17 protein-coding genes are annotated in these 17,354 nt (G+C 63.5%); 6 read left to right on the top strand and 11 right to left on the bottom strand.

Going from position 1 to position 17,354, the window contains the following annotated elements:
* The 10 genes from F4Y38_04190 to F4Y38_04145 all read right to left on the bottom strand — a co-directional run.
* Positions 1–1,033 (bottom strand): Ig domain-containing protein (locus F4Y38_04190; protein MXY48485.1); only part of this gene is annotated, 1,033 nt, incomplete at its 3' end.
* 114 nt (positions 1,034–1,147) lie between these two features.
* A complete protein-coding gene (hemL, locus tag F4Y38_04185) occupies positions 1,148–2,437 on the bottom strand; it encodes a glutamate-1-semialdehyde-2,1-aminomutase (protein MXY48484.1) in 1,290 nt (429 codons plus the stop codon).
* A gap of 28 nt (positions 2,438–2,465) precedes the next feature.
* Entirely contained in the window at positions 2,466–3,443 is a 978-nt protein-coding gene (gene hemB / locus F4Y38_04180; GenBank protein ID MXY48483.1) for a porphobilinogen synthase, read from the bottom strand.
* 82 nt (positions 3,444–3,525) lie between these two features.
* Entirely contained in the window at positions 3,526–4,146 is a 621-nt protein-coding gene (locus F4Y38_04175) for a hypothetical protein (protein ID MXY48482.1), read from the bottom strand.
* A gap of 117 nt (positions 4,147–4,263) precedes the next feature.
* Positions 4,264–5,781 carry a uroporphyrinogen-III C-methyltransferase gene (cobA, locus tag F4Y38_04170; protein ID MXY48481.1) on the bottom strand — a complete coding sequence of 506 codons (1,518 nt, stop codon included), beginning with the start codon at positions 5,779–5,781 and terminating at the stop codon, positions 4,264–4,266.
* Between the two features lie 113 nt (positions 5,782–5,894).
* The gene (gene hemC / locus F4Y38_04165; protein ID MXY48480.1) at positions 5,895–6,812 is read right to left on the bottom strand and encodes a hydroxymethylbilane synthase; all 918 of its coding nucleotides are present in this window, start codon (positions 6,810–6,812) and stop codon (positions 5,895–5,897) included.
* A 72-nt stretch (positions 6,813–6,884) separates the two neighbouring features.
* The gene (locus F4Y38_04160; protein MXY48479.1) at positions 6,885–8,183 is read right to left on the bottom strand and encodes a glutamyl-tRNA reductase; all 1,299 of its coding nucleotides are present in this window, start codon (positions 8,181–8,183) and stop codon (positions 6,885–6,887) included.
* Positions 8,159–8,803, bottom strand: coding sequence for a bifunctional precorrin-2 dehydrogenase/sirohydrochlorin ferrochelatase (locus tag F4Y38_04155; protein ID MXY48478.1), 645 nt, complete (start codon positions 8,801–8,803; stop codon positions 8,159–8,161). The genes F4Y38_04160 and F4Y38_04155 overlap by 25 nt, the downstream gene beginning before the upstream one ends.
* 98 nt (positions 8,804–8,901) lie before the next feature.
* Entirely contained in the window at positions 8,902–9,723 is an 822-nt protein-coding gene (locus F4Y38_04150; protein MXY48477.1) for a hypothetical protein, read from the bottom strand.
* 100 nt (positions 9,724–9,823) lie between these two features.
* Complete coding sequence (locus tag F4Y38_04145) at positions 9,824–10,741, bottom strand: branched-chain amino acid aminotransferase (GenBank protein ID MXY48476.1); 918 nt, start codon at positions 10,739–10,741, stop codon at positions 9,824–9,826.
* 302 nt (positions 10,742–11,043) lie between these two features.
* On the opposite strand from F4Y38_04145, the gene F4Y38_04140 reads away from it, so the two are divergent.
* The 4 genes from F4Y38_04140 to F4Y38_04125 all read left to right on the top strand — a co-directional run bounded on the left by F4Y38_04140 (position 11,044) and on the right by F4Y38_04125 (position 14,091).
* Complete coding sequence (locus F4Y38_04140; GenBank protein ID MXY48475.1) at positions 11,044–11,232, top strand: hypothetical protein; 189 nt, start codon at positions 11,044–11,046, stop codon at positions 11,230–11,232.
* 48 nt (positions 11,233–11,280) lie between these two features.
* Complete coding sequence (locus tag F4Y38_04135) at positions 11,281–12,372, top strand: hypothetical protein (protein ID MXY48474.1); 1,092 nt, start codon at positions 11,281–11,283, stop codon at positions 12,370–12,372.
* 69 nt (positions 12,373–12,441) lie between these two features.
* Positions 12,442–13,143, top strand: coding sequence for a hypothetical protein (locus tag F4Y38_04130; GenBank protein ID MXY48473.1), 702 nt, complete (start codon positions 12,442–12,444; stop codon positions 13,141–13,143).
* A gap of 6 nt (positions 13,144–13,149) precedes the next feature.
* Positions 13,150–14,091, top strand: coding sequence for a GTPase Era (locus tag F4Y38_04125; protein MXY48472.1), 942 nt, complete (start codon positions 13,150–13,152; stop codon positions 14,089–14,091).
* Here the strand turns inward: F4Y38_04125 and F4Y38_04120 are convergent.
* Positions 14,076–15,566: an aminoglycoside phosphotransferase family protein gene (locus tag F4Y38_04120; protein ID MXY48471.1), complete on the bottom strand. Its 1,491-nt coding sequence runs from the start codon at positions 15,564–15,566 to the stop codon at positions 14,076–14,078. The genes F4Y38_04125 and F4Y38_04120 overlap by 16 nt on opposite strands.
* Here F4Y38_04120 and F4Y38_04115 point away from each other — a divergent pair.
* Both F4Y38_04115 and F4Y38_04110 read left to right on the top strand, forming a co-directional pair.
* Positions 15,234–16,187, top strand: coding sequence for a M48 family metalloprotease (locus F4Y38_04115; GenBank protein MXY48470.1), 954 nt, complete (start codon positions 15,234–15,236; stop codon positions 16,185–16,187). The genes F4Y38_04120 and F4Y38_04115 overlap by 333 nt on opposite strands.
* A gap of 15 nt (positions 16,188–16,202) precedes the next feature.
* A complete protein-coding gene (locus F4Y38_04110) occupies positions 16,203–17,348 on the top strand; it encodes an amidohydrolase/deacetylase family metallohydrolase (GenBank protein MXY48469.1) in 1,146 nt (381 codons plus the stop codon).
* Positions 17,349–17,354: the final 6 nt, after the last annotated feature.

Below are 17,354 nucleotides of genomic sequence, written 5' to 3'. Positions count from 1 at the left end.
TCACGTCCGACATTACATTCTCGTTCTGATCACGTACCGTTGCCGTCAGTTGTACTGTCGCGCCGGTCATCGCCAGGGTAAGTGACGAAGGCTCGACTGAGATGCTCGTCGCCACGGGCAATGAAACCGTAATCGACGCGGTCCCCATGACGTCTCCGGCCTGGGCCGTGATCTCCGCCATGCCGTTGCCCACCGCGGTGACCAGGCCGTTCGCGTCCACGGTCGCCACGGACTCGTCGCCGCTCGACCACGTCACGGTCACGTCCGACATCACGTTTTCGTGCTGATCACGTACCGTTGCCGTCAGTTGTACCGTCGCGCCGGTCATCGCCAGGGTATGCGACGAAGGCTCGATTGAGATGCTTGTCGCCACCGGACTCGCGACGGTTATGGTCGCATTGGCAGACAGGTTGCCGGACCTGGCCGTGATCTCCGCCATGCCGTTGCCCACCGCGGAGACCAGGCCCGTCCCGCTCACGGTCGCCACGGCTGCGTCGCCGCTCGACCAGGTAATGGTCTGGCCGGACATGACGTTGTTCCGCTGATCCCGCACGGTTGCCGTGAGTTGTACGGTCGCTCCGATCGTCTCCAGTGTATGGGAGGAAGGCGTTACCGCGATCCGGGTCGGCACCGGCTCGGCCACCGTGATGTTCGCGGTACCCGACGCGTTGCCGGAACGCGCCGTGATCTGGGTCGTACCGTTGCTCACCGCTGTTACCAGGCCATTGCCGCTGACTGTCGCCACGGCGGTGACGCTGCTCGTCCAGGTCACCGCCTGGCCGGTCATCGTGTTGTTGTTCTGGTCCCTCACCGTAGCCGTCAGCTGCACGGTTGCACCGATCGATGCCAGGGTGTGCGAAGACGGCGCGACGGTGATGCTCGTCGCCACAGGTGCCGGTGGCGGCGTCGGAGGCGTAGGATCGGGCGGCGTGGGGCTCGTCGGGCCGCTGTCCCCGCCGCCGCATCCTGCCAGGATCATGAAGTATATAGAAGCCGTGATCATTGTGAACGCGCGGCTATACGGGCGAATCACGTTGAACTCCTCTCGGAATAGGACTGAAAGTGGTTCGTGTAAATGTTCCGAACGTGATCTTAATGCAACGGTTCTGGATAGTCTATGACTTTAATTGTCTATGTCATAAACAATCTATGCAATTAGTAGGTTCATACTCTCCCGAGCCGCCTCGAGGGTCAGGTCGATGTCCTCTTCGGTGTGGGCGAGGGACACGAAACCCGTTTCGAGGCGCGAAGGCGCCAGGTAGACGCCCCGGTCCAGCATGTTCCAGAAGTAACGCCCGTACGTATCCGCGTCCGAGGTGGAAGCGGTGTCGAAATCGGTTACGGCCTGGCCGGTGAAGAAGGTACACATCATGGACCCGACGCGCGTCAGGTACGCGGGAACGCGTGCCTCCGCCGCCGCGGCGCGGAGTCCGGTGCCGAGCCGGGAAGCCAGGTTCTCCAGCCTTTCGTAGACACCGGGTTCCTGAAGCCGCCGCACCGTTTCATAACCCGCGGTCATGGCCAGCGGGTTACCCGAGAGCGTGCCGGCCTGGTAGACCGCGCCGACGGGCGCCACGGTTTCCATGATCTCCCTGCGCCCACCATAGGCGCCGACGGGAAGGCCTCCGCCGATGATCTTGCCCAGGCAGGTCATGTCGGCCGTGATGCCGAACCGTTCCTGTGCGCCGCCGAAAGCGATCCTGAATCCCGTGATGATCTCGTCGAAAATCAGGATGATGCCCCGCTTCTCCGTCTCTTCCCGGATGGTTTCGAGAAAGCCTTCGGCCGGGGGGATCATGCCCATGTTCCCTGCAACCGGCTCCACGATCACGCAGGCGATGTCGTCGCCCCGCTCCGAGAGGATGCGGCGGACCGCATTGATGTCGTTGTAGGGCAGGTTGATGGTCATCTTCGCCAGGTCCGCGGGCACGCCGGGGCTGTCGGGGATGCCGAACGTGGCTGCGCCCGATCCGGCCTGGATGAGAAAGCTGTCTCCGTGGCCGTGGTATCCCGCCTCGAACTTGACCGCCAGGTCGCGTCCCGTGTATCCGCGGGCCACGCGCAGGGCGCTCATGGTCGCCTCCGTGCCGGAGTTTACCATGCGCAAAAGTTCGATGGAAGGGAAGGCGGTCTTGACCAGTTCCGCCAGCCTGATCTCGGCTTCGGTGGGCGTGCCGAAACTCGTGCCCCGCTCGCAGGCATTTTTCAAAGCTTCGACCACGGCGGGATGGCCGTGGCCCAGGATCAGCGGCCCCCAGGATCCCAGGTAGTCGATGTACGCGTTGCCGTCCACGTCGTAGACCGTCGCCCCCGCGCCCCGTTCCATGAAGACGGGGCGGCCACCGACCCGCCCGAAATTGCGCACGGGGCTGTTCACGCCGCCGGGCATGGATCGCAGGGCCTGGTCGAAGAGCGTGCCGGATCGGGAACGGTTCATTCGGTTCGTTCCATTCGTTCCATTCGGTTCATTCGGATTGGAGTCCTCGCGCGACCTCCCGCGCGAAGTAGGTGAGGATCATGTCGGCGCCAGCGCGCTTTATGGCGGTCAGCGACTCCATGACGATCCGTTCTTCATCGATCCATCCCATCTGTCCCGCCGCCTTGATCATGGCGTATTCCCCGCTCACGTTGTAAGCGGCCACCGGCACTTCAAAGGTCGATTTCACCCGGTGTATCACGTCTAGATAGGCCAGGGCCGGCTTGACCATGACGATATCGGCGCCTTCCTCGAGGTCCAGCTCCACTTCCCGGAGTGCCTCGTTGGAGTTCGCCGGGTCCATCTGGTAGGAACGGCGGTCGCCGAACTGCGGGACCGAGTCCGCGGCGTCGCGAAAGGGCCCGTAGTAGGCCGAAGCGTATTTGGCGGAATAGGCCATGATCGGGACGTGCGAAAGCCGCTCGTCGTCGAGGGCCTCCCGTATCGCACCAACGCGGCCGTCCATCATGTCCGACGGCGCGACCATGTCGGCGCCGGCCTTCGCCTGCGAGAGCGCGGTCCGGACGAGCAGCCGAAGGGTGGCGTCGTTCTCCACATCGTCTTCTTTGATGACACCGCAGTGGCCGTGGTCGGTGTACTCGCAGAGGCACACGTCGCCGATGACGGTGATTTCCGGCGCCGCCTGCTTGATCGCGCGGATGGCCCGTTGGACGATGCCGTCGTCCGCGTAAGCGCCGGAACCGTAGGCGTCCTTGCGCTCAGGGATGCCGAAGAGCATGACGGCCGGGATACCCAGGTCCGCGACTTCGCGGCAGACTTCCGCGCCCTGGTCCACCGACAGCCGCTCCACGCCGGGCATGGAATCTACCGGGGCACGGACGCCTTCTCCCGGGCAGATGAACAGGGGATAGATCAGATCGTCCACGGATAGCCGGGTCTCGCCGACCATCCTTCGCAGACGCTCGGTGCGGCGCAGGCGCCGCAGCCTGTGTACGGGAAATGCCATCGGTTTTCCCTGTCCTTTGTCGAGGGCCGCTATCGGGACATCAGGGGCCGCCGCAGTTGGCGCAGCCGCCGGTATTGGCGCATCAGGGGCCGCCGCAGTTGGCACAGCCGCCGCCGTCGAATCCGTTGAGGGCGCTGCAGCGTTCACACTGGAAAAGGACATGGCCGGCGTCGATGGATCGTGACGCCATCCACTCCCGAGCCGGCGCCCGGTGTTTCGAAGGCACGATGATCCTGGCCTCGTCGATCGATCGAACGTCCAGGAGGAGGCCGGCGTCCTGTTGGGCCGAGAACACACGGCAATCCACGCCCTGCTGCGCAAGGTAGCGCCGGTAGTTCAGCGCTTCCCGGTCCTCCGCCCGGTAGAGGATCTCCTCCTCGACCGGCGTATCCTCTTCCAACCCGTGTCTTTCACAGAAATACCGGCCGAGCCGGCGGATGCCGCAGTCCCCGCACACGTGCTGTCCGCAGACGACGCATCGTCCGTGGGCGGGCTGGTCCGGATGGGTCAGGCAGCGCAGGTCGGCGACGAAAACCGTCCCGCAGACCAGGCAGGACTTCGCGTCGCCCGGGATTTCCTCTTTGCATTCATCACAAACCCAGGTCGACGCCTCGTTCAGCGTTTCGACCAGGGTTGTCGCGCAGATGGGACACTGCTCCACACCCTGGGCGTATTTGCATTCGCATTCCGGACAAAAAGGCATAGTATTCGGCTGTTTGTTAACTGGAATCACGCCCGTCAAATATATACCGGCGCGTCATTTCGGGGCAATCGTTATTACGCGGACCGCTCCCCCGCGGCCAACCGGTCGCGCACGATGTTATTCAAGCCGCTCCCCCGCGGCCAACCGGTCGCGCACGATCGCGTCCACGAGCGCCGGGACCGTGGCCTGGCCGGGCACGATATCCACGGACAGTCCCGCCTCCGCGGCGGTTTCCGCCGTCGATGGACCGATGCACGCGATGCGTACGCCCCGGGTCCAACGTTGCGGACCGTCCGGCCCCGCGGCCTTTGCGAACGCCGACACGGCCGACGAACTCGCAAACACGGCCAAATGAATCTTCCCGTCTTCCAGCATGGACGCTATGTCGTCCGGCAAGCCCGCTGCAAGGACCGTCCGGTAGACCGTCACCCGGGTCACGGACGCTCCAGCGGCGGTCAGTCCCTCCTCCACGGCGGGACCCGCGATGTCCGCCGCGGGGAAGAGGATCCGCGCATCCCGCAGGTCGCGTTCTCCGGCCAGGGCTTCCACGAGCTTTTCGGCCCGGAAGACCTCGGGTTGATCGTCCGCTTCGATCCCGCGACTACGCAGCGTGCCGGCCGTGGCCCGGCCCACCGCGGCGACGCGGACCCCGCCCAGTGCCCGGGCATCCAGGTCCTGATGATTCAATCGGGAGAAAAACGCCTCCACGGCGTTCCGGCTGGTGAACACCACGTGATCGAAGCCGGAGAGATCGGCCAGTGCGGCATCCACTGCCGACCAATCATCGGGCGCTTTGATCCGGATCAGCGGCGCTTCGACCGGCTCCGCGCCTTGGCGGACGAGCGACTCCGACAGCTCGCCGGCCTGGTCCCGGGCGCGCGTGACCAGCGCGCGGACGCCGAAAAGCGGTTTCGTTTCGAACCAGTCGAGCTGCGGACGCAGCGCCACCACCTCGCCCACGACGATCAGCACGGGCGGCGTGAAGGAAGCGTTCCGGGCCCTGGAAACGATGTCGTCCAGCGTGCCGACGAGGGTCCTCTGCTCCGTCGTGGTGCCCCACTGGATCAGCGCGACGGGCGTGTCCTTCGGCCGCCCGTGTTCGATGAGTCTTTCCGCGATGAAGGGCAGGTTCCGCGCGCCCATGTAGAAGATCAACGTGCCGATCCGTTTGGAAAGTGCCTCCCAGTCGAGATCCGTCCGGTCCCTGTCCGGCGCCACGTGGCCGGTGACGACCGTCATGGACGAAGTGATCTCCCGGTGGGTCACCGGTATACCGGCGTAGGCCGGTACCGCGACCGCCGCCGTGATGCCGGGAACGACCTCGAAGGAGATCCCGGCGCGCTGGAGATGCAGTCCCTCTTCGCCGCCCCGGCCGAACACGAACGGATCGCCGCCCTTCAACCGGACCACGGTCTTCCCGGCCCGGCTGTGCCGAACCAGCAGGTCGTTGATCTCCGCCTGCCGACTCGGCCGCCAGGGTACGCGGATGCACGCGGCGTGTCCCGGCGCCTCCGCCACCAGCCGTTCGTCCGCGAGGAAGTCGGCGACGACGACGTCGGCCCGACGCACGCAGGAAAGGCCCTTCACGGTGATCAGACCGGGGTCGCCGGGGCCCGCACCGACCAGGTATACCATGCCCGGGGTCGGGGCGGATGCGGCGCCCGACGACGGGGCGGATGTGGACTTGCCCGTGGATTCGCTGTTGCCCGGCGGCGAGGTGGAGTCGGACTTGTCTGGGGTTTCGGCGTTCATTGGGATTCCGTGGTCGGCCTGGCCTGATCCAGCACCGCCTCGGCGAGCCGGCGGCCCAGATCGGCGCATTCTTCGGGCTGTCCGCGCAGGGATTGACGCACGAGCCATTCGCCGTCATCGGCGGCCAGGACGGCTTCCAGCACCAGGCAACCTTCCTCGATCCTCCCCCAAGCGCCGACCGGGGTATGGCAACCGCCGCCGATACGATGGAGAAAGGACCGTTCCGCCGTCACGGCCTGCCTGGCCGGAAGATCGTCGATGCGCCGCGCCGCTTCCAGGGTGGGCAGGTCGTCCTTCCGGGTTTCGATCGCGAGCGCGGCCTGGCCGACGGCCGGCATGCAGACTTCCGGAGACAATACCTCGGAGATGCGGTCCGTCCAGCCCAGCCGCTGCAACCCCGCCACGGCCAGCACGATGGCGTCCGGACCGGCCGTTTCTTCCAGTTTCTTCAGCCGGGTGTCGATGTTCCCGCGGATCCCCGTGAAGCGCAGGTCCGGCCGGAAGTGCTGCAGTTGAGCCCGCCGTCTCGGACTCCCCGTGGCGACGCGGGCGCCCGCCGGCAGGTCGTCCAGCCCGGCTCCGTCGCGGCTGATCAGGGCGTCGCGCGCGTCCACGCGCTCCGGCACCGAGGCGATCGCCAACCCGTCCGGAAGGGACGTGGGCAGGTCCTTGAGACTGTGCACAGCCGCGTCGATCTCCCTCGAGACCAGGGCCCGTTCCAGTTCCTTGACGAAGACGCCCTCGCCGCCGAAGGTATCCAGGGAGGCGTCCCGGTCCGCGTCGCCCTTCGTCGTAAGGACGCGCACCTCCACGGCCAGGCCGTCGCGGCCCGCTTCCAGGTCCCTGGCCACCGAATGGGCCTGGACGAGGGCCAGCCTGCTGCCGCGGGTGCCTATGATCAGTGAAGAAGCCATGGAAAGGGGATCGATGTCCAGGCCACCCGGACGCGCCGCGCTGTTCCTGCTCGGCCACCCGGACGCGCCGCGCTATTCGTTCCCGGCGCCGTTCTTGTCGTTTCCGTGCTCGTCGAGTCCGAAGAGATGACGCAGGCTGTAGAGGTGGTAGTCCCTGTGCTCCGGATCGGAAGTGTTCCTGAGCTGGACCGTCGGTTGATGAAGCAGCTTGTTCACGATGGCGCGGCTCATCTTCACCATCGTCTCCCGGTCCTCGTCGGAGAGATGGCCAAGCTGGGTGAAGGCCCGGTCGACCTCCTGGTGCCGGATATCGTCCGCGAAGTGGCGGAGTTGGGCGATGGTGGGCGCGATAGAGAGGTTCTGGTACCACGTGAGCAACCGCTCCACCTCGGTCTCGACGATCGCCTCCACCTTCTGCGCTTCCGCCTTCCGCGCTTCCGCGTTGTCGTCCACCACCGACTGCAGGTCGTCCATGTCGTAGAGGATGACATTGTAGAGATCGCGTACGCGGGGGTCGATGTCCCGGGGCGCGGCGATATCGATCAGGAATATGGGACGGTTGCGGCGGTCGTGCATGATCTCGGCCATCCGGTCCCTTCCCAGCACCGGTTCGGTGGCGCCGGTGGAACTGATGACGATATCGACGTCGGAGATCATCTGCAGTCCGTCCTGCAGGGAAACGGCGATCCCGTCGTAGCGGTGGGCCAGGTCGGCGGCCCGGTCGTAGGTCCGGTTGGCGACGATCAGCCGCTTCACGCCCTGGTCGACGAGGTACTCCGCGGTACGTTCACCGGTCTCTCCCGCGCCGATCAGCATGGCCGTATGCTGCCGCAGGTCCTTGAAGATCTTCCGCGCGAGTTCGACCGCCACGGAACTGACGGAAACCGAGCCCGTCCCGATCTCCGTGGTCTCCCGCACCTGCTTGCCCACGGCCAGCGCCTTTTCGAACAACCGGTTGAGGACCAGTCCCGTGTTCTTCGAGTTCAGCGACTGCATGTAGGCCTCTCTGACCTGGCCGAGGATCTGCTGCTCGCCGACGACCATCGAATCCAGGCTGGAGACCACCCGGAACAGGTGCCGGATGACCGCCTCGTCCCTCCGGTGATAGAGATAGGGGGACAGTACGCCCTCGTCCACGCCGTGGATCTCGTGGAACCACGCCTCGATAGGGCCGGGATCGGTATGTTCCTCGTCGGTGGTCGCGTACATTTCGCTGCGGTTGCACGTGGACAGCAGCACCGCTTCCAGGATGCCGCTCGAGGCCTTCACGAAGGAGAGGGCCTTTTCCTGGAGCGATTTCGTCAGCACCGCCTGGTCGCGCACGTCGATGGGCGCGGTATGGTGACTCAGTCCGACGAGTGTAAGATGCATGACTCCACCCTGTCGCGCGCTTCTTCCGCGCGTCCGGCGCGCAGGAGATCGAGGAGGTCGGAATCGACCAGGGACGTCCACAACCTCGCGCGCGTTTCGGTTTCATCGGGGTACGCGGCCTTCATCCGGGGGCGGTACGCGCCAAGCAGGTCGAGCAGATCGGCGTACTCGGGCCCGTAGGCCCCTTCCAGCTGCCCGCGGATCTTCTTTGCCAGCGCGGGACTCTTGCCTCCCGTGGAGATGGCGATGCACAGGTCGCCTTGCCGGACGATGGAAGGCACGATGTACCGGCACAGCGCGGGCACGTCCACCACGTTGACCATGACGCCTTCCGCCTCGGCGTCCCGGTAGACCCGCTCGTTGACTTCCGTGGAATCCGTCGCCGAGATGACCAGCCTGAAGCCGCGGACGTCGCCAGGTCCGTATGGCCTCGCTAACCAGCGCAATGCGCCGCAGTCCGCATGGTCACGCAGTCCGTCCGTCAGATCGGGGCTGATCACGGTAACGACCCCGCCGCATTCGAGCAGCGATCCCGTCTTCTCTTCCGCGACCGCACCGCCGCCCACTACCAGGCACGGCTGTGTTTCGATGTCGATGAAGGCGGGATAGTATTTTTTCATGGCTCAATTGCCGTCGGTTGCCGTCAGTTGTCGTCAGTTGCCGTCAGTTGTCGTCGTCCAGTCGACGTCGACTGGTTGCCGTCGTCCAGCTGCCGTCATTAGTCGAAAATGTGCAGATTGGTCCAGAGTCCGGCGCCGAGATAGGCCAGCAGCACGGAGGCGAACCCGGCCATGGAAATGATGGCCGCCCGTTCACCCTGCCAGCCCGCGGTATATCGGGTAACCAGCTGGCAGGTGTAGATGACCCAGGTCAGCATTACGCACAGTACTTTCGGGTCCAGCAGCCAGGGCGTGATCGAGTCCCACGCGGCCGTCGCCCACCAGATGCCCGTGGCGATGCCCGCGGAAAGGAACACCCAGCCGATGAGCGTCGCCTTCAGGTTCATCTCGTCCAGCATGCCCAGCGCGGGCAGCCGGGAGAACACCAGGCCCACGCGCCGGTGATGGATGTAATACATCTGCATCACATACAGCAGCCCGGTGATGAAGGTGAAGGAAAAGGCCGCGTAGGCCAGGAAGCTCGCCGTTACGTGGAAGTTGAACCACGGGCTCTGGAGGAGGGGCGGCAATGGATCGACGGGACTCATGAGCACCGTGGAAACGGTCTGCGCCGCCAGCACCAGGGGCAGGACGAACACACCCAGCGACCGGTCGTGGAAACGGCGTTCCAGGAACAGGTAGACCACGGCGATGAGCCACGCGAAAAAGCTCATCGATTCGTGCAGTCCGACGAAAGGCGCGTGGCTAGATTCGACGGCTCGGGCGATCAGAAAGGCGCTGTGGCAGGCCAGGGCGAATATCAGGAAGAGACTGGCATAGATCCCGGACCCCGGATGCTTCGTCCAGAAATGGCGGAAATAGACCACGGTGGCGACTGCGTAGCCCGCCAGAATCAACCCATGCAGAATGTAGATGCCCATGGAACCAGCCTCCACGTGAAACCGCTCCAGGAATTCAGACCCGACAAGGTATCGTAAAATACCGTCTTATCAGGTATTTATCAAGTCGAAAGGGGGCGGGTCAGTCCGTGTTTTCGATCTGTGCCAGGATGTCCATGCCCACTTGCCGGCTCCAGGCTTCCATGGCCCGAACGAACAGCGGACCGGGCCGGCCGTCGCCGATGGGCGTGCCGTTGATGCGCGTACAGGGCGCCAGGCAATACGGCGTACTCGTCAACCAGGCCTCGTCGGCATTGACGGCATCGTAGGGCTGCAGTTCCTTCTCGACCCAGCCCAGTCCCAGCTCCGGCGCCATCTCCCGCATCGTCACCAGGCTGACCCCTTCCAGGATGTTGCGGCTGGTGGGTGTATAGATCGTTTCGTCCTCCACCAGGACGAAGTTCGCACCCGAACACTCCGTCAGGTTGCCGTCCAGGTCGAGCAGCAGCGAGGTGGCGGCGGGGTCGACGGCCTGTGTCTGCCGGTCGGCCAGCCAGTAGTGCAGGCGAGAGCGGTTCTTGGTCTTGGGATCGACGCACTGGGGCGGCACATGGCGGATGGAGGGCGTGACCACGTGGGCGCCCTCGCGGAAGTAGGGGCGCCACACGGAGAAGGGCAGTGGAAAGGAGTGGATGCACAAGGTAGGCTTGAGGCGCACGGTCCTGCCCGCGGTCCCCGCGTAGATCCGGTTCTCCCCCGGCGTCACGAAGTGGACGACGCCCAGGTCCTGCTCCGGGCCGATCAGCCCGCTGTTGATCTCGATCAGGCTTCGCGTGCACTCGACCAGGCCGCCGTGATCAAGGTCCAGCGCGAAGCCCGCGTATTTGCACGACCGCAGAAGCCGCCGCACATGTTCGTCCAGGCGGAACGGTTCATGCCTGAAGGTCCGGGTCATTTCGGTCACGGTGGCCCCCAGGACGATCCCCAGGTCGTAGATGTTCAGATGGGCCTGGGAGGCGGGGACGAATCCTTCGTTGAGATAGACGACGGGTTCATTCATGGCGCGCTATGCTCCTGTGGGGATAACCGATACACACGGGTATCCAGGAAACGGTTCCGTGTTCGCTCGTCAAGCAGATCATTGATGCAGTATATCTACACCCATTATTTAAAAACCCAAAAACAAATGCAAAATACCCTACGTATTTTCCAGGTCGAGTTTCTCGCGCACATTCTCGTTGAAGATGAAGCTGTCGATTCAGAAGTGCATCCTGAGGTGCGAACCAGTACCAGATCGTCCTTGACTCATGAGCACAATTCCGCAATCAACGTTAAACTTCGCCGGCGCGGGTTTCCTCCAGTATCGTCCTCACGGCGGATGCCGCGGCGCTCACCACCATAGGGCAGACGTTACAGATCAATGCAACGGTACTGGATCAGGATAACAACCCCCTTACTGGCGCGATCGTTGTCTGGTCGAGCAATAACCCGGCCGTAGCTTCGGTCAGCAGCAGCGGTCTCGTGACGGCGGTGTCGGGTGGCACCGCCTAGATCACAGCCACGTCGAATGGCCAGACCGCAAGCGCGGCGGTTACGATCATGCAGTCCGAGAGTCGTATCGAGATTGTACCACCGTCGGCGATGTTGTCGTCTGTTGGCGAGACCTTGCAACTGACCGCCAGGGTACGCGACGGGAACGGACATCCCATCGTAGATGCCGCGGTCAACCGGTCCAGTGACGACACCGGTGTTGCGACCGTCAGCATGCAAAGCCTGGTGACGGCGGTGATGAGCGGCATCGCGGAGATAACCGGCGAATCGGGAACGGTATCCGCACGTATCGATGTCGTCGTGGATATACCCGATACGGACCGGGACATATTGGTGGAGTTTTACACCACCACGGGAGGACCAGACTGGTTGAACAGCTCAAACTGGCTGAGTGACGTGCCGCCAGGGGAATGGTACGGTGTGACCGACGATGCAGATGGTCAGGTGACCGAGCTCAGGCTGAGAAGAAATAACCTCAGAGGCCCGATTCCCAGGGAACTGGCCAATCTCGATAACCTGAGGGTGCTGGATCTCTACACCAATAGGCTGACTGGAACGATACCACGGGTACTGGGCGATCTTTCAAACTTGATTGACTTTAATCTCGGGGCAAATAACCTGAGTGGAACGATACCTTCGTCATTAGGCAATCTCCAGAACGTGATTAACTTCAAACTCGACCGCAACCTCTTGACCGGGTCTATACCTTCCACACTGGGGAATCTAACATCGGGCACCGACTTCGATCTGTGTGTCAACCAGCCAAGCGGCCCAATACCATCGGAATTGGGCAATCTGTCATCCGTAGGATTCCTCTGCCTCGGAGCAAACCGGTTTACAGGATCATTGCCATCGGCGCTTGGTGGATTATCGACAGTGTGGTATTTTCATGTTGGACAGAACATGTTGAGCGGCAGGATCCCATTGTGGTTCGGAAACCTTAGCAACTTGCAGGAACTTCTGCTCTTCAGTAACAGGTTCACCGGTGCATTCCCACGGACTCTCGCCGACCTACCTGCTTTGATCCGTTTGAGCATATCGGGCAATAGACTGACCGGATGCATCCCCCCATCGCTACGCAATCTGCCCAGAAACGACTTGAGTAGTCTGAATCTGCCAAACTGCCGATCGGGACAATGACACTAAGGATTTGGGACTAACACGGACCGGTAGCACGCTGGTAAGATCGGTCAACACGGATATCGCAGTTTGTCGCGCAGGATGTCTATGAGCAAAATAACCGAGCTATCCGGCTCACTGGATAAGATCGCAAGGTTCCTGGCATATCACACGCCAAGGCCCTTCAGGGATTTCATTTTACCTTCTTATCCCTATGCGATCAACCCAGCCATGCTTTCTTTTCTGACCCAGGCGATTGACAAAAACCGGGGAAAGGGTGGCGCCGTGTGTGAGATCGGTGTCGGATGGGGACATACTTCCGTTTTTCTTCTGGAGCATATGCGCAGTGCGGGCTACAATGACAGAGTGGTTTTCGTCGATACCTTTCGAGGTTTTACGTCGGAGTCGATGGACCATGAAGTAGCGTATCGCGGTAAACTCAAAAGGGAGATCGACCGTTTTGGTTACGCGTCCCCCAAGGTCTACGAGAAGAACCTGCGCAAGCAAGGATACGACTACTTCGAAGTCATCCCCGGCGATTGCGAGGAGGTGGACTGGGCACGTATCGGTACCCTGGCTGTAGTCCTTCTCGACGTCGACCTGTATCTTCCGACGATTCGGACACTGGAAGCAATCTATCCCCTGCTTGTACCTGGCGGTGTCATACTGATCGACGACTGTCAGCCGGATCAGACATTTGACGGCGCTTTGCAGGCCTATTCCGAGTTTACCAAAGCCAGGAACCTGCCCTTTGAAATCGTCGGAGGGAAAGCGGGACTCATAACCGGATAGCATCTCATGGAAAGCACCGGGCAGATGGCAGGGCATATGGCAGGCGCCGCCGGCGACGGATCCCATCGCGCGGGGTTCGTGGCCCTGGTCGGAAAACCGAACGTGGGCAAATCCACCCTGATGAACGCGCTGCTGCAGCACCGGCTTTCCATCGTGACGCCGAGGCCCCAGACCACCCGCCAGCGGGTACTGGGCATTCTGACGAAAGACGACTGCCAGGTCCTTTTCCTCGATACGCCCGGACTGCTCGAACCCGGCTACCGGCTACAGGAATACATGCTGCAGTCCGCGGTCCATACGCTGCACGACTCGGACGCGGCCGTGGCCATCGTGGACGCCACCCGTTTCGAACGCGATCTCGACGACCGGGTCGCCGGCTTCCTCGAGCAGAGCCGCGGACCGGTCATCCTGGCCATCAACAAGATTGACCGGACGTCCAGGACTTCCCTGCTGCCCATGATCGACCGGGCCGCGGGCCGGTTCCCCTTCACCGAAATCGTGCCCGTGTCCGCCCTCAAGGGAGACGGCCTCGAACCACTGCTGTCCGCCGTGATCCGCGCGCTTCCAGCGGGTCCGGCGCTCTACCCCGCCGACATGCTCACGGACCAGCCGGAGCGGTTCTTCGTGGGGGAAATCATCCGCGAGCACCTGTTCCTGGCCCTGCACGAGGAGCTGCCCTACGCGTCGGCCGTGATCGTGGAGGACTTCACGGACCGTCCCAACGGCACGGCGTTCATCCAGGCCGGCATCATCATCGAACGGGATTCCCAGAAGGGCATCATCATCGGCAAGAACGGGCGCATGCTCAAACGCATCGGATCGTCCGCGAGGAAGGCCATCGTCGAATTCCTGGACCGACCCGTCTACCTCGACCTGCGGGTCAAGGTCCGGCCCTCCTGGCGGAAGAAAGAGCAGGAGCTGAGGCGGCTGGGCTATACCAGACGCTGAGCAGCCAGCCCGATGTAGCGCTCCACATCCTCCCACAGCGCCTCCGGCGGCCGGGGTACGTTCCAGGGCTGGACCGCCTGCCGGCCGTACCCTTCGATCAGGGACAGGACCCGCACGGACCATTGCACGGGAAGTATGGCATGATACACGTCCATCTTCCCACCCGCGTGGGGGTCGGCGCTCCGTTCGCAGTAACCCGCGAGTGCCTCCTCCCGCAACCCCGCCTCCAGGCCCTCGCTCTCCGGATGCCAGAAGAAACCGGCGACCTCGTAGAACGGGTCCATGATCCCCGCGTGTTCCCAGTCGACCAGCGCGACGCGGTCCGGATCCTCTTTGATCACGTTGGCCGGCCGGAAATCCCCGTGGCACAGCCGGGGCGATGCATCCGCCCATAGCACGGTCCTCAGGTCCATCATGTCCAGGCCCCGTCTCAGGTCGCGCAGCCGGTCCGCGGTCCGGCGGAACGACGGATCGTTCATGGCGGCGGACGCGGATAGGGTACCCAGAGTCTCGTCCATGTACCGGAGGCAGTCTTCGGGACGGGACGGACCCGCCGGCCGGGCCAGTACCGGATCCCCGGGATCCTGAATTCCGTGTACACGGGTAAGGATCCCAAGGAGCTGTTCAAGGTCTTCCCGGGTCGTGCCGGCGGGTTCCAGCGGCGATCCCGTGAGTTTCTCGTAGATCAGCGTGGGCGCATTCAATCCAGCGGCCCGTGCGTCCGCCGATACGGCGATCGGCACGCCTTGCAGGGTGGAAAGCCGCCTCATCGCGGCGTATTCCCGTTCAAGGCGCTGGACACGGTCATGGGGATACACCTTTAGGAGGTAGGATCCATCGCCTGTATCTACTTCGTATATACAGTTGTTGAATCCGCCCGCCATCGGCCGGACACGGTGCCATCCGGCGGCGAACGCGTGTCCGTCTGAAGCCAGCCGGGCAAGGTAACGTGTAACGGCCGCAGGGGCCGTTGGTTGATTCATGGCTGGCGGTCTCCACCCGGCCTTTTCCGATTGCCCGCGGTACTTGAGGTCCGTATCTTCAGTGCTCAGAACCTGTCGGCCGGCCCTGTCGGCTTGCCCGGCCTGTCGGCCGGCCCTGTCGGCTTGCCCGGCCTGTCCCGGATTCCGGGGTGATCCCAGATGAGATCCCGTAGCCTTCCCCGGCGCGCCGCAAATCGCCTGGCCCGCCTGGCCCGGTTCCTGTCGATCAGGACAGCCGCAAATCACCTGGCCCGCATGGCCCGCATAGCCCGGTCCCTGTCGATCAGGACGGCCGCCGCACCGATCGCCATCCTCCTGCTGACGACGCTGGGCTGCGGAAGCGTTTTTCAGAACGTCAACGTGCTCTCCGAGGCGGACGAAATCGCGCTCGGGAGGCAGTTTTCGAGAGAGATCGAAAGAGAGATCAAGCTGTACCAGGACCCGGAGGTGGTCCGCTACGTCGACGGACTGTGCCAGGCCCTCGTCCTGCATTCCAAACGCTCGAATATACCCTACTACATAAAGGTCGTGGATACGGATGAAGTCAACGCCTTTGCCCTGCCCGGCGGCTTTCTCTACGTCAACCGGGGGCTCATTTCCATCTCTGAAACCGAGGCGGAACTGGCCGGGGTGATCGCCCATGAAATCGCCCACGTGGTGGCGCGCCACGGGGCCAAGGCCCTGACCCGGCAACTCGGGCTGGAGATCATGCTGGGCATGATATCGGGAAGAAACCCCACTGGGGTTCAGCGAATCGCGGCGCAACTGGCGGGAATCGGCGGCATCCTCTCCATGCTGCACCATTCCCGGGAGGCGGAACGGGAAGCGGACACCCTCGCGGTCGTCAACCTCCGGGTGGCCGGCTACGATCCCGAAGGCCTCACGGGTTTCTTCGAGAAGCTGCTCGAGATCAACGACCGGGATCCCGGAACGCTGGCGACCATGTTCACAACCCATCCGCCGAGCAGGGAACGTATCGAGAACACCCGGGAACAGGCTGCGGCGCTGCCGGTCCTGGAAGGACTGATCACGGATTCGGAACGGTTCAGGCAGATCAAGGACATGCTGCCGCCCCTTGAGAAAAACCCGCTGGAAAAAGTAAAAGCAGAATAACCGGCCGATCAGTACATGCCAACACTCGTCGAAAACCTCCCCGGCCTCCTGCTACGCGGCGGGACCGTCGTGGACCCGTCGCAGGCACTGAACCGGATATGCGACGTCGCCATTCGCGACGGTTCGATTTCGGCCGTCGGCGACGGCCTGCCGGACGATGGCCACTGCGTCTTTGACGTGTCCGGGCGGTACGTCTTTCCCGGCCTGGTCGACCTGCACGCCCACATCTGCTGGGGGTTCACCGACATCGGCCTGGTGCCGGACGACATCTGTCCCTACACCGGGGTGACGGCCATCGTGGATGCCGGAAGCTCGAGCTGGCCGAGCCAGGACGCATTCCGCCGCATCGTGGCGGAACCCTCCAGGACGCGCGTCTTCGGCTTCTCCAATATCTCCAGCGTGGGCATCCCGACGGCGGGCACGCCCGAACTGGCCAGCCTTCGGTTCGTGGACGTGGACCGTTCTGTGGCCGCGGTGGCCGGGAACCGGGACCTGATGACCGGCATCAAGGTCCGCATGGGCCGGCACCTCATCGGCGACAACGGGATCGAACCGATGCGCCTGGCGGTGGAGGCGGCCGGGCAACTCGGCGTCCCCGTCATGGTCCACGTGGGCAATACGCCCTGTCCCCTGGCCGGCATCATGGACCTCCTCCGGCCGGGCGACATCATCACGCACGCCTATCACGGCCACCCCCACGGCATCCTGGACGATCACCGAGCCGTCTGGGAGGACGTCATCGAGGGGCGTTCCCGGGGCATCCTGATGGACGTGGGGCACGGCGCCGGCAGCTTCAGTTTCGACGTGGCCAGGTCGGCCTTCGAACAGGGGTTCTTCCCGGACGCGATCAGCACGGACCTGTACACCGTGAACGTCGACGGACCGGTATTCGACCTGCCGACCACCATGTCCAAGATGCTGAACCTGGGCATGCCCCTCGAAGACATCGTGGAAAGCACGACCTCCATACCGGCCGCGGCGATCGGGAGAAACGAACTGGGCACGCTCCGTCCGGGCGCGGCCGCGGACGTGGCGGTATTCGAACTGGAGGAGGGCGACTTCGAATTCTGCGATTCGCACGGGAACCGCCGGTGGTGGCCGCGGCGCCTGACCTGTGATATGACCCTGCTGGACGGGGAAATCGTATATGAACGGAGATAACGCACC

Source organism: Gemmatimonadota bacterium (assembly GCA_009838645.1).
Taxonomy (GTDB): domain Bacteria; phylum JAAXHH01; class JAAXHH01; order JAAXHH01; family JAAXHH01; genus JAAXHH01.
Note: the sequence above shows the minus strand (reverse complement) of the source record. Positions and strands in the feature narration are given on the sequence as shown.

Bases quoted from the DNA above. Each gene is read 5' to 3' on its own strand.
- F4Y38_04160 (MXY48479.1), bottom strand. From the start codon at position 8,183: ATGCATCTTACACTCGTCGGACTGAGTCACCATACCGCGCCCATCGAC.
- F4Y38_04115 (MXY48470.1), top strand. From the start codon at position 15,234: ATGAGATCCCGTAGCCTTCCCCGGCGCGCCGCAAATCGCCTGGCCCGC.
- F4Y38_04120 (MXY48471.1), bottom strand. From the start codon at position 15,566: ATGCAGGACGAGGGCCTGGCACAGTCCGTCGACGTAGCGGACCACCTC.
- F4Y38_04155 (MXY48478.1), bottom strand. From the start codon at position 8,803: ATGAAAAAATACTATCCCGCCTTCATCGACATCGAAACACAGCCGTGC.
- hemB (MXY48483.1), bottom strand. From the start codon at position 3,443: ATGGCATTTCCCGTACACAGGCTGCGGCGCCTGCGCCGCACCGAGCGT.
- hemL (MXY48484.1), bottom strand. From the start codon at position 2,437: ATGAACCGTTCCCGATCCGGCACGCTCTTCGACCAGGCCCTGCGATCC.
- F4Y38_04145 (MXY48476.1), bottom strand. From the start codon at position 10,741: ATGAATGAACCCGTCGTCTATCTCAACGAAGGATTCGTCCCCGCCTCC.
- F4Y38_04150 (MXY48477.1), bottom strand. From the start codon at position 9,723: ATGGGCATCTACATTCTGCATGGGTTGATTCTGGCGGGCTACGCAGTC.
- hemC (MXY48480.1), bottom strand. From the start codon at position 6,812: ATGGCTTCTTCACTGATCATAGGCACCCGCGGCAGCAGGCTGGCCCTC.
- F4Y38_04135 (MXY48474.1), top strand. From the start codon at position 11,281: ATGCAGTCCGAGAGTCGTATCGAGATTGTACCACCGTCGGCGATGTTG.
- F4Y38_04175 (MXY48482.1), bottom strand. From the start codon at position 4,146: ATGCCTTTTTGTCCGGAATGCGAATGCAAATACGCCCAGGGTGTGGAG.
- F4Y38_04110 (MXY48469.1), top strand. From the start codon at position 16,203: ATGCCAACACTCGTCGAAAACCTCCCCGGCCTCCTGCTACGCGGCGGG.
- cobA (MXY48481.1), bottom strand. From the start codon at position 5,781: ATGGTATACCTGGTCGGTGCGGGCCCCGGCGACCCCGGTCTGATCACC.
- F4Y38_04125 (MXY48472.1), top strand. From the start codon at position 13,150: ATGGAAAGCACCGGGCAGATGGCAGGGCATATGGCAGGCGCCGCCGGC.